This window comes from Acidimicrobiia bacterium (genome assembly GCA_041676705.1).
GTDB lineage: Bacteria > Actinomycetota > Acidimicrobiia > Acidimicrobiales > SKKL01 > Actinomarinicola.
The window spans coordinates 34,558-47,095 of the sequence record JBAYRL010000011.1; the positions used below are offsets into that span (position 1 = coordinate 34,558).

Genomic DNA, 12,538 nt, shown 5'->3' on the forward strand with positions numbered 1-12,538 from the left:
GACACGTCCCAACCAACCTACTAGCCGGTTCTAATAACAGGTCGCTAAGGTCCGAGGTGTTTAGATAGTTAAACTATCATGCGTTAAAGACGCTGTTTCGGATGTGATATTAGCAACAACCGTCCCGCATGTAGAAGCTGGTAACCTCTTGGCGTTAACCCCCAACCAGTGGCCCACTAACAACGAAATCGGTTTTGTGGTCACCCCTGAAATATTGGTCCTCACAGCAACAACCAACAACGGGTGGTGTGTGGTTAGCATACCAACTATGGGCCCAACCCCAGGCGGGTGTGTAACCGAACCGGAAACGGTAGGACTCACCATCCTAGAAACGATAAACGCTGCTTTGGAGGAAGGTGTCGCCCCGATTCTAGACCTGAGTGTCCCAGAACCCCCAGAAGGGCACTGGGCCGAAAGAGCTTTAGGGGCGGGGCATGGCTGTGGACGTATCAACAACGGTGACCTTTGGTGTTGGGGTTATAACAACTATTGGCAACTTGGAAACCCGCTAAACAACGCCACCACCACCCCCAAAATACAAACAGTGAAAGTAAACCAACCAGCGCCTTTGAAAAATGTTACGGCCGGGGCGTATCACAGCTGCGCACAAGATTTTGACAACAACACCTGGTGTTGGGGTTGGAATATTCACGGACAGCTAGGTCACAACATAAACACCCAAACCTCAAACCCTAACCCTGTCCCCACCAAAGTTGTCACCAACCAAACATTCACACAAATCAGTGCCGGCTGGTTACATACCTGTGCTGTTTCCACCGATCAAGATGTGTGGTGTTGGGGACAAAACTTTCATGGGCAGCTGGGCGACACCCCCAATTTCGAAGACAGTGTAGCTAGCCAACCAACCCCAACTTTAGTGTCAGGGAACCACAAATTTCGTACGGTTTCAGTGGGTTGGGTATCAAGTTGTGGGGTAAGTACTACCAACACTATTTGGTGTTGGGGGGCTAACAGCTACGGGCAGCTAGGTACCAACATGGCTTTAGAAACCCGAACAACAACCCCAATAAAACTGTCAAGCACACTCACACCACAAACAGTGAAATCAGGTGCCTACTTCACATGCCAACTAAACACCAACAACCAGCTGTACTGCAACGGGCAAAACCAATACGGGCAACTAGCTAACCCAAACATTGAAACCCACACGGCCCACCCCACAGAAATACTGGTACCTACCAACCAACCCTAAAACCGTTACAGTTAGTGGGCACCTAGTGTTGAACTGTTTGGAAACACTGCACAGTTAAGGCTATGCAAACCCCAACACCCCACCCACAATCGACAAGCCTGGTTGATTACACGACTGTGCTAGATAACAAAACATGGGAACAAATAAAAAACACGGCAGCTTTTCTTCCCAGCACAGCATTGATCGTTATCGAAGGTCACGACCCTAACCTAAACCAGTGGGTAGCCAACCAGTTAGCGCACAACAGCCCTGAGGGGGTCTACAGCTATCATCAACCCACCGACACCAGATGGAAGGTTGAAGAGCTCAACACAATCCTAGAAACCACCACAAAATATGTGAACACCCAACACCAAATCGTGGTAGTCGCCAACCCGGAACGTACCGAACCAAGAACCCTAGACAGGTTTTTGAAACAACTCGAACAGCCACTAACACCAGCGACCTACATTTTTACAACCACCGACCGTGCTCTTCTCCCACCAGCGTTACAAAGCCGTGCCGGGAACACGGTTACAGTCACAACACAAGATGTGTCCAACTGGCTTGGAAACCTTTTGGGGACCGCCAACCCTATCTTAGACCCACACCAGATACAGACTGTAACCAGGTTTTGGGGTTCGCTGGTATCCGTGTTTCTTGAGTCTGACAACCTCGACGAACTGGCACGGTTAACAACCGAGTTGGTTGAGTTATTTCCTACCAGCACCCCAGCAGCCCACACCGAAGCTACAGTTGCGTTGTTCAACCAGTTAGCGACCCTCACCAACCTTCCCACAATCGAAATAGCTTTGGCATGGTTTAAACACATCGAAAACGAAGCGGTGTTATCGTTTAGCGAAAAGTTAAACCCTGAAATTCATCTGTGGGCCACCAACACGTTACAAACAGTTAACACAAGCCGGGTTGGGATGTCACGGTACCTTCCAATAGCCACAGTTGTGTTAGACACTTACATCAAAACCGTTCGAAACCTGAAATAAAAGTTTCACAGCGACCTCCCTAATATGTGCCAACACCGGTGGCTTGTTTGGTGGTTGTTGGTTTATGACTGTTGTTCATAATGTTTTTGCGCTGCGCTACGCACATATTGTTCTAACGACAACCAGTTAGTGACACGATCCCCGTCTAAATGCTGGTTGTAAGGCTGGTCAAACACGACAGCGTTAATCCCACTAGCACGAAGGTTAGTTATGTTATGTGGTGCGTCATCCACATAGAGATGCCCACCCACATCAGGTTTTTCGGCTACGAAACACAAATCACGATAGGGAACCATTGGACGTCCCCCAACATCTTGTTGCAACCATCCTACGGTGTCTGAAACGACTTGGGCATGAGACCCTTTGATTAACAGCCGGTGGGTGACAACCCGAATCCAAATATCGTCATCAGAAAGTCTCCACAACACCTCGGACACGTTCTCGATAGGTTCCATCGAAGCAAACATGCCTTCTTCCACAGCACGCGCATGTAACTCTAAATATTCGTCCCGACCCGAGATAGGCCACCCTGACAACGCGAAATCCCAGTTAGTTGCTTCTGGTAGCTGTGCCGGATCCAAATTTTTGTAGCGGGCTACATAACCACGAAACGCTTCATGGTACTTACCAACAACACCATCAAGATCTACACAAAAAACAAATGGAGAGTTGTTATCCATACCACCAATGTGCCCACCCCAACCACAAACGCAAACAAACACCTGCTAAACCACCAAAACGTGACAACTCCCACCACCGTCTTGTAAATACTGTTGGGGGATACTTGATTGCTTGGTGGTGTTATTACCAAACGGTGCCCGATATGGAAACACCTCTAGGACAACCGTTCAACACTTTCACAGATGCGCTTACCAGCATTGTTAACAGTTTTGGTGTGGCCCCCATTGAACAACGAGACCTCACCGAACAAACACTTAACACAATATTTGACCGGCTTGGTATCACAGCAACTCTGACAAGTTTCCAATGGGGGACACTGACAATCACCACCCCAACACAACAACACGCTGCTCTGCTGGTGTTACATTCCGATGAGCTTTTATATGAACTGCAACAACACAGCACCAACCAGGTAAAACACCTTAAAGTACGGGTCCGTTAACCACATTAGAATCCAGGTTCGTGCCGTAACAATATTGGCTGGTCATTTGTGGTAACGCTACGTTCAACATAGCTGCAAAACAAGTTGGTTTAGTCGGCGCCGCTTTAAAAGTTATGGGAGTTATCCAACCTTTGGGTAACCCGTAGCGAAACGAAAGCAGTGTAATGACTGAAAGCTACCGTAGCGCTGACCACACAACTACGTGGCAGCTTGGCGAACGACACAAAATTTCCCGCACGCTTTATGTGAGGTTAACTAAAGAAACCAAATCAGGTTTGTACAGGTTAACAGCGGAACGTCAAAAACGAAAAGAACTTGTGGCTCGTAGCGACACGATTTTACCGGACAGGCTGTATGAACAGCTGTCGCGGTCGTGGTTAGAAGGAAGAGCCCGAGTTCCCTACACACGGATAAAAACGTTGTCCTTCAGGGTGCGTTACATGGGGTCAGATCAATGGCGGATACATGCTGTTGGTGTGCCCAACCATGAACCTGCTAGTTCGATACCAGTAGCAGCAGCTAACAAGGATAACACGAACACCGGATATCTTGTAGGTAACGATCCTGCACAATGGGCAACTATTTTGGATGCGTTGTGGGTTTTAGCCCAACTAGAAATCGGTAAAGAACCTAGAACAGTCCGCAAAATGGAAATCCTGCTAAAAGCAGTAACAAACTAACTTTCACGAAACATATTTTTCTTCTCCCAAAACCACCCTTGACCGTATCTTTTGTATAAAAAGACCGGTTTTGTAGGGGGTGGTTTTGGGCAACATACAACACACCACATTCTCTTGGCGGACGCTAACCCAGCTGACAGCCACCCACAACCACTTAAAACAAGTTCGGTTCGTGTTTAGAACACCGGAGCTAAAGATCTAGCACTGTGGGTACGCGCAACACTTCGAGCTTGGGCTATCTGAGGGGACACATCACAAAAACTGGTGGTACCCCCATCCCAATCCAAATGTACAGTGCCAGTAGGACCAGACCGCTGTTTCGCGACAATAAGCTCAGCGGCTCGTTCATCTGCTGAAGGGTCATACACAACAGGACGGTAAGCAAACAAAACGGTAGAAGCGTCTTGTTCTAAGGCCCCTGAGTCTCGCAGATCGCTAAGTTGGGGACGTTTATCGTTTCGTTGTTCCAAACCACGAGAAAGTTGTGATAACGCAACCACAGGGATATCAAGTTCGCTAGCTAAACGTTTAAACCCTCTAGAAATAGTGGAAACTTCTTCGTTACGGTTCGCGCCGGACCATCTACGTTCCCCTTCCATTAACTGGATGTAATCTACCACCAACCCACCCAGCTCTCTTCGCCGCGCTAAACGTCTTATAGCAGCCCTAACCCCACTGATTGATGCTGGAGGGTTGTCGTCAATCATCAAAGACAACCCAGACAAACGTTCAACAGCTAACTGTAAATCCCGATCTATCCCAGCGGGGAGCACCCCAGACCGTAAAGAAGCTAAATCGTATTGCACTTCAGCGCTGATCAGTCGCGACATGAGTTCATTCGTACTCATTTCGTAAGACAAAAAGGGTATTGTTTTTCCTGAATGTATTGCCATAGCTTTAGCGATCTGTAACGCAATCGCAGATTTACCCATACCAGGACGCCCAGCGATCAAAACAAGCTGTCCGCTTTGAAAACCAGCGGTAATACGATCCAAATCTTCAAACCCGGTTGAAACCCCCACAAGTTTAGAGTTTCTCATAGCGGTAAGTTCTAACAAAGCCGCAGGTGCCGCTTCTGCTATCGATACCATTGAGGACCCCGAACGGGTTTCCCCAACCGCAAAAACAGCGGTCTCAGCTTGTTCTAAAACCGTGTCGGCTTCAGCGTCAACCGCTAGCGCAGCTCGTGCGACTTGTTGACCAACAACAATAAGTTCTCGAAGTTTTGCTTTGTCAGCTACAAGCTGGGCGTGCGCTGCGACATCTTCTACATATACAGCGTTTTCGACAAGGCTTTCCAAAAACTCTGGGCCCCCAGATTTTTTAAGCAGCCGGGCTTTACGAAGCTGATCAGCGACCATAATTTGGTTTACTGGAAGGTCTTGTGCTTCACATTCTAAGACCGCTAAATAAATGTTTTGGTGGGCCCGCACCGAAAACACTTCCGGGGTTAACACATCCAAAACTTCATCTAAAGCATCGGGGGCGGTTAATACAGCAGCCAACACAGCCCGTTCAGCATCAACATCAGCTGGTATGTAACGTTCATCACCCATCAGAGACCGCCCGTAACGTTCCCTAGTATCCCAGAAACAGAAACCAAAGCAGCTAGAGGCCATCCCAACACTAAATAAGGCACGAAAGCAAACGGAGTGTTACGAGCTACCCGACCCATCAACACCAGCGGTACTCGCCAGAGGGAAGCGGTCATCGCCGCGGCGAACAAAACAAGAACTGAAATCATAGGGTCGTTAAACACGATCGCTGGTATCGGCGCACAAAAAGCGATAACGATAGGATCACCAGCACCAACGGTTTCTACACCTAAAACCAGTTCCCCAAGTTTCCCTGCGACCCACAAGAACCCGGCGACACCCAATGCTACTAGCACACTAAACATAACCTCTATGGTTTGGTTTGCTACCACCCCGGCAATACCTGCCACGACAAGGGGTAGCCCGACAAACATCAACAGCGGCATATCTACCAGCAGCGTGTCATGATCGACAAACGCTAATGTTAAACCAATACCGGTAAGAGCTGCTAAAACCAGCACACTTACCCAACCAAACCAGCCGTCTCCCACCACAAAACCAGCAAACCCCATAAACAAGGTACCTACCAATACCCCCAACGCAACACGTCCACGACTGTATTTAACATGGCGTTGCAACGGGCTGGTTTCGTTTCCTGTTTCCGTTGGGGGGCACGCACCACCATAAACGTTACGTGCTGAAGCGACCATGTTCAAAGCATCCACAGCTGCTTCTATATCATGTTCAAAACTATCTGGGTCAGGTTCGTTTTTGAGAGGAACGACGAAACCTAACACCGTCGCGACTGTTGCGACCCCCACACCTAAATATAGGAACCCGAACCCTATTAGCCCTAACAAAAGCAGCAGCCCTACAGTGAGTGACACAGCAACAACATGGGAACGGCCAACAACTATAGGGTGGTCTTCTACACCCAACCCGTCGCCTGACACATCTATCTCTTCAGAGCTAGAGGGGCTGTCTAGTGTGGTGGGCAACTCCGTATTTTGAGGTTCTACCCCCAACACCGTCCTTGTGGTAGCCGTCTCTTCTGTTGCGTTATCAGAACCTTCTGCAGGTTCTAGAGCGGTATCACCAAAGGTTGGCAGGTCACCTAAATCTTGAAGAATTTCCCGGTATTTAGGGGAAACTACAGCGTCAGAGGAAAGTTTGTTTATATAAGGTTTGGGGTTGTTGTGTTCAACTAGCTGACGGATCAGAGCTTCTTCAACTTTAGGTTCGTAATACAAATATTGGGCTTTGGTCCGCGCAGGCGCGATTTTGGCAGCTAAAAAACCGGTAGCGGCACCAATCAAAGGGGCTACTACCGGCAACAAGGTAGAAGAAAACATAGCTAGTAACGTGCTTGGAACACAGGTTTTGGCAACCCAGCACAAACCGGGTCAGAAAACAAAAACGTGGCACGAACCTAGAAAGATTCTGTGCCACGTTGAACTGCAACATTTTATTGAGCCACACCAACCAACCAGTGTGTGAGTAGTGGTTTTATGCACTGCTACTCGTGGTTAGTTTCAGTGTTGTTACAACATGTTCAGCATATTTGGTTTTCACCTCGTTAGATAACCGGCGTGCGGTTTCACGTCCCAAATTCAAGATTTGGCCGACGGTAACTTGGCTTTGCGGTTCGCTACCAGCGAACCCTGTTTCAGCTAAGAAACAAAACAGTGCTGCGGGGCGGCAACTGTCCGCTATTTCTGCGAGCATATCCCAAGAAAAAGCGTAGTTGTCTTCCCCGTCAGAAGTTTCAGAAACTGCTTCCAGAATGCTTCCAATCGTAAAGTTGGGGTCGCTACTGGACGAAGTTTCTAAAGTCACCGGTTTAGCTATTAGCAGCCGTTTAACTTGGGGAAGAGTAACTTCACCGTCACAAAAATCGACGATCTCTTCCGGGGTAGGTTCAGGAATGTTCCCGGTAGGGTTCGCTAGTTGATACTGGTGTTTCAACTGTTGCACCGCACGAGACACTTTAGGCGCTGCTGTGTAGTCAGGTAACGACAGCTCAGGACGTTCAGCTCTACGAGCAGAACGATGCACAGCGCCTCTAACCTCACCTCGTGCCCAAGTTGATAGGGTGCCACGTGCAGGGTCCCAAGTTAGAAACCGGTTCCACAACGCTAAAGCAGCGTCTTGTGCATAGTCAGCTTCGTTTTGGGGAAACATTTGGGAATAGCGACGCGCCTCAGAAAGGGTAAAAGCCTGATTCGCTACGAGAAAGTCGTTCTCTAGCCGTTTCAGTTTACTTTGTGTCCTATTAATGAGGCGTTGGTCTTGGTTTGTTACAGCTGTTTCTAAAACCTGTAACAACTGGAGATGTTTAGCTTTAAACATCTCGTTCCGGTCTCTGTAATCTTTTGTTCTGTCCATGGCAGGCACTCTTAGAGCCACCTACATATCCCCAACAGAACCTGTTTGTAACCCAAACCGCTAACTCCCAACGTTCTCACAGCCACATCCACAACGGCTCAGAAACCCCTAATAGTGCTGTGAAACACCAGATACGCTATCTAGCGAGCCTCGTGTCTTTAACAAAGGTTGGTGGCTGCTAACACAAAGAGGTGTGTCACATGGTGGTGTAACAACCCGCCTATGACCCGAGGTGTTTAAACCGGCTCACATGATGTTGCAAGGTGGGGTCATCGTGGCGGTTCTTAAAACGTTTTGGACGGTACAACAAATGCCGCACACCACAAACCGGGCTAAAAACAAAAACAGCACATCTAAACCAACAGTCCCCGACACCAACAATACATCAAAGGTTGAAACACTGGGGAACAAATATTCGTGGCACACCCCATCAGCGGTGCTCCTAGGAGTGTTGGTAGCAGCAGGGACATGGTTCGGGGGGCTGGTACCGTTCCTAGGTGTGTTTGTTGTTGGGCTAGTCGGTCTAATCGTTATACACGAACTAGCTCACCTGTGGGTGGGTCGGGCTGCGGGGATGAAACCAACCGAGTTCCAAGTAGGGTTCGGTAAACAAGTTTTTGCGGTGACACGACCCAACGGATTTACCTGGTCACTTCGAGCGATCCCTGCTGGGGGTGCCGTAAAGTTTCGGGGGATGACACCACGAGAAAACGTTCCTGCGGATGAGGAAGCGGGAACCTATCGTGCAGCGTCACATTTTGGGCGTATCGCGACCGTGTTCGCAGGTCCAGCATCGAACCTTTTAATGGCGATTCTTCTTTTTAGTGTTGGTTTCGGTGTGGTTGGGGTACCGACCCAACATTATTTAGTAACCGAAATAGCATCTGGCACACAGGCAGCTGTTGAACTTGAAGTAGGGGACCGTCTCACAAACAACCAGGTTGAGCAGATCAACACCTATGGCCAGGAGTGGGGTGTTACTGGAACCCAAACAATCCATTCCTCGACACGAGTTGGTCTTGTTGAAAGTGCCAAACTATCAGTCGAAGTTATTTCTGAGGTTTCTACAGCAACCCTCTCGGCTTTTAAAACAGTGGTTAGCGCCCCACACAAGTTAGCTTTGAACGCTACTAACCCAACAGAACTCGACCCGGACACCCCACGGTTCTTGTCACCAGTTGGGCTTGTAACAGTAGCGAGCCACGCCGCAGATTCAGGGCTGTTCGAAATTGTGATGCTGATTGGTCTGATTTCTGTTGCTTTAGGGGTTGTAAACCTGTTACCCCTACCTCCATTTGATGGGGGTCATATTGTGGTGGCTGCTAGTGAATGGGTAGCACAACGTATCACTCGCCGCCCCGTAGTTTTTGATGCTAACAAACTCGCCCCGGTAGCAGTTATCACGCTCGCTCTTTTCGGGTTGTTGAGCCTTTCAGCGTTATGGCTAGATGTTGTAGCACCCCTACCAAACCCGTTCTAAACAACAAACACAACACCTAAACACACATACACACCTGTTTGGTGGGTTGTGTTCCACGGTACCCAAGGAAACCTCGTAGCAAGGTGCCTTGTGTGGTGTTAAAGGGTATCTAAACCATGGGGAGGGGTTAGTCACGTCCGTGACGGTAAATACGACGCAACACTACTGGGTGGCGTAGCTTAGCTTTGGCTTTGTTTTCAGATTGACGGATCGCTTCACGGGACATGTTCAACGCCCGACCAATTTGTTCCAGTTTTTCAGGTGGTTCCCCGTCTAACCCGTAACGGCGAGCTAAAACAAACCATTCTCGGGCGGTTAAAACCGGCAGACCATAATCTTCAATAGCAGTCAAAGTCATGGTTGTCAGGACCAAATCTTCTGTGGAGTCATCCATGTTGGAAACCAGATCGCCAAGCTCTGTGTCCTGATCGGTTCCAACCGGAGAATGCCAGCTTGTAAGTTTCGGGGCTTCTAAAATTCGGCGGACTTGGCGGATACGTACTCCCGACTCGGCTGCGATCTCGTCAAAAGTTGGGTTGTACCCGTGAATACCTGATGCTTCGGCCGCTAAACGTAACGCTTCTTGTGCGACCAGCACCGCTTTACGGTTCTCGAAATCGGATTGGGAAATAGTTTGAAAATCAGCGTCATGCACTGCCCGCAAAACTTCTCTCAAGATCGGCATGTACGCCCAAGACCCGAAACGTGATCTTGTCAAATCAAAATCGGTGATTGCTTTCATTAACCCAATAACACCCGAAGCATGAAAATCCGCGGCGTCTTGTTCGCTAGCGTTCGCAGTAAACCGGCTAGCCACATGGGTAACAAGTGGCATGTTAAGTTCCATGATTTGCCCAGTTACCCGGTCTAGTTTCAAACGATACCGGTTGAGCAGCTTTGTTTGAGCAGCGGAAAGCTCCTCACAGGATTCTAGCTGACGAATCTGCGCTGTTATAGCGTCACGTTGACGAAACAACTGGATATTTTCGTCGCGATAGTCGATCTCGTTAGCAGAAACCGGGGTTTGAGGGGCAAGCTGTTTGGTGGCCATGGAAACTCCTGGAAAGAAACCGAAAAAGGTAGGTCATGGCACACTGTCACGAAACACCATTGGTCCGCATTGGCCAAACGAGTGCATTGTGATAGTTGTCCGCCTCACACAAAAACTAGACGAACGTCCAAACCTATTCTCGGTTCTCCACCAACAACTGGCTTGCAAACAACGAGGGTTGCTACACGGTAGCAACAGGCAACAAAACTAGGTTGTTGCGATACACAACGTGTCACAAATTGGTGTAACACCACACACTTAACAACAAAACAGTTAACACGTTGCTAAGCAGAACCTGCCAGTATCGCCCCAAAACCGCTAACTAGCGACCGTGTAGTAGCAGTTGTGATTTGGAACTGTTACAACCCACTAATACTGTGTTTTCACAGGATGTGTTGTTAGCAGTAGCAGTAGCTATTAGGTAGAAGCTACGGGTTACACACGACCAACGCTTGGTGTAGATAACATTTCACTAACTAGAGCTGTCAGAGTATCACACAAGATGTGAACCACCCCGAATCTGCACAGACCACATTCGACGTGCGTAACATCAGCACACATCCCTCCCTTTGGGGGTCTGCCCCGTTTGAAAATCTTGCAAACCGTTTCCCCAACCACCCACACCTATACCTAGAAACACAACAACGCTGCGGGGTGTCAGGCACAACTGGTGTTGGTAACCGTCACTAGAAGGTTTCTCAGCAAAAACAAACATTGGCGGGCACACAACATAACACGGTGACCACAAATCGGGCTCCTAGTTATTTGTGAGGGTGATAGGACAATAAACCCGCATGTCACCATCCACACCAAAACCCGCTAACCCTTCCTTTGTTCGTAGGGGTTTAACTCTTGTAGAAATCATTTTGGGTTTAGTGGTGGGTGCGCTTCTGGTGTTCGCAGCGTTCGTGTCATTCCAAAACGTGTTTAACAAAACCCGAGAACAAGCAGAACTCGCAGCACTCAAATCTCTAGCACGTGAAGCCCAAGCTTTGCTAGCTATATCGGGGGCGGATCGTTGGGACACCCAGGCTGGTCTCGATGCTGTGATGGGAGCGTTAGAAGATTGGCCACCCTCCCAAGCTATGAGCGTTGGGGTTGTTGCTGATGACAGTGATCTAGTGGTCACGGAGGCTGATGTTTGGCCTGAGATGGCTGAGCTCACCTTTTCCCGCTCTCCTAACACCTTGTTAATGGTTGTGGCGTTAGATGACGGGGCATGCGTGGTGACAGCCCCGCCTCACAGTGGCACAATACAAGGTGGATGTGTCTCGAACCTTACTGATATTGGTGAAACTTCTCCGGCTGAGGCTGTGACCAACAAGCAAATACCCGGTATCAACAACACCACCGTCCAACCAGAACAACCAACCTCGACAACAACCACAACCGAACCAGAACCTGAACCGGACCCAGGGTTTTGGGCACAAACTGCCGCAGGTGCCGCTCACTCGTGTGGGATTACCACGGCTGGTGACGCCTACTGTTGGGGATCTGGTACTAGTGGTCAGTTGGGGAACGGGAACTACACCGACCAGACGGCACCGGCCAAAGTGGTAGGTAATCACAGTTTTAAAGAAATTGCTGCAGGTTACAACTCCCACTCGTGTGGGGTAACCACCGACGGTGACGCTTACTGCTGGGGCCTAGGTGGTAACGGGGAGTTAGGGAACGGGAACTCCTCTGTTCAAAACACACCTGTGAAAGTGTCTGGTGGTCACAGTTTTGTGTCTATCGCTGCTGCGGCGAACCACTCGTGTGCGGTAACCACCGACGGTGACGCATATTGCTGGGGCTGGAACAACCATGGTCAGCTAGGGAACGGGAACACCACCAATCAGCTTGCACCAGTCAAAGTGGTAGGTAATCACAGCTTTGTGTCTATCGCAGGTGGTTACCAACATTCATGTGGGATAACCACATCCGGTGACGCGTACTGCTGGGGCTACAATGGGCAAGGTCAGCTAGGGAACGGGAACACCACCAATCAGTACACACCTGTGAAAGTGTCTGGTGGTCACAGTTTTGTGTCTATCGCTGCTGGCAACCACACTTGCGGAGTGACCACAGGGGGCGACGCATACTGCT

At 49.2% G+C, this 12,538-nt stretch carries 11 protein-coding genes; 6 read left to right on the forward strand and 5 right to left on the reverse strand.

Annotated elements, in window-relative coordinates:
* Positions 1-268: 268 nt before the first annotated feature.
* Together WC184_11890 and WC184_11895 are read left to right on the forward strand one after the other, a co-directional pair.
* Positions 269-1,213 carry a hypothetical protein gene (locus WC184_11890; GenBank protein ID MFA7478567.1) on the forward strand — a complete coding sequence of 315 codons (945 nt, stop codon included), beginning with the start codon at positions 269-271 and terminating at the stop codon, positions 1,211-1,213.
* A 62-nt stretch (positions 1,214-1,275) separates the two neighbouring features.
* On the forward strand, positions 1,276-2,196 hold the full coding sequence (locus WC184_11895) for a hypothetical protein (GenBank protein ID MFA7478568.1): 921 nt from the start codon (positions 1,276-1,278) through the stop codon (positions 2,194-2,196).
* Between the two features lie 62 nt (positions 2,197-2,258).
* Here WC184_11895 and WC184_11900 read toward each other — a convergent pair whose 3' ends face one another.
* On the reverse strand, positions 2,259-2,876 hold the full coding sequence (locus WC184_11900) for a hypothetical protein (protein MFA7478569.1): 618 nt from the start codon (positions 2,874-2,876) through the stop codon (positions 2,259-2,261).
* A 143-nt stretch (positions 2,877-3,019) separates the two neighbouring features.
* Here WC184_11900 and WC184_11905 point away from each other — a divergent pair, with 143 nt between their 5' ends.
* Together WC184_11905 and WC184_11910 are read left to right on the forward strand one after the other, a co-directional pair.
* Entirely contained in the window at positions 3,020-3,319 is a 300-nt protein-coding gene (locus WC184_11905) for a hypothetical protein (protein ID MFA7478570.1), read from the forward strand.
* Positions 3,320-3,483: 164 nt separating this feature from the next.
* On the forward strand, positions 3,484-3,999 hold the full coding sequence (locus tag WC184_11910) for a hypothetical protein (protein ID MFA7478571.1): 516 nt from the start codon (positions 3,484-3,486) through the stop codon (positions 3,997-3,999).
* A gap of 176 nt (positions 4,000-4,175) precedes the next feature.
* On the opposite strand, the gene dnaB is transcribed toward WC184_11910, so the two are convergent.
* The 3 genes from dnaB to WC184_11925 form a co-directional block, all read right to left on the reverse strand.
* A complete protein-coding gene (dnaB, locus tag WC184_11915; protein MFA7478572.1) occupies positions 4,176-5,555 on the reverse strand; it encodes a replicative DNA helicase in 1,380 nt (459 codons plus the stop codon).
* The gene (locus WC184_11920) at positions 5,555-6,886 is read right to left on the reverse strand and encodes a hypothetical protein (protein MFA7478573.1); all 1,332 of its coding nucleotides are present in this window, start codon (positions 6,884-6,886) and stop codon (positions 5,555-5,557) included. The genes dnaB and WC184_11920 overlap by 1 nt, the downstream gene beginning before the upstream one ends.
* 154 nt (positions 6,887-7,040) lie before the next feature.
* Positions 7,041-7,919, reverse strand: coding sequence for a hypothetical protein (locus tag WC184_11925; GenBank protein MFA7478574.1), 879 nt, complete (start codon positions 7,917-7,919; stop codon positions 7,041-7,043).
* 250 nt (positions 7,920-8,169) lie between these two features.
* Here WC184_11925 and WC184_11930 point away from each other — a divergent pair, with 250 nt between their 5' ends.
* Positions 8,170-9,399, forward strand: coding sequence for an RIP metalloprotease (locus WC184_11930; GenBank protein MFA7478575.1), 1,230 nt, complete (start codon positions 8,170-8,172; stop codon positions 9,397-9,399).
* 127 nt (positions 9,400-9,526) lie between these two features.
* Here the strand turns inward: WC184_11930 and WC184_11935 are convergent, their stop codons facing one another.
* Positions 9,527-10,450, reverse strand: coding sequence for a sigma-70 family RNA polymerase sigma factor (locus WC184_11935; GenBank protein MFA7478576.1), 924 nt, complete (start codon positions 10,448-10,450; stop codon positions 9,527-9,529).
* A gap of 794 nt (positions 10,451-11,244) precedes the next feature.
* On the opposite strand from WC184_11935, the gene WC184_11940 reads away from it, so the two are divergent.
* Positions 11,245-12,538, forward strand: a 1,294-nt coding sequence (locus WC184_11940) for a hypothetical protein (GenBank protein ID MFA7478577.1), incomplete at its 3' end; no start/stop codon positions are given.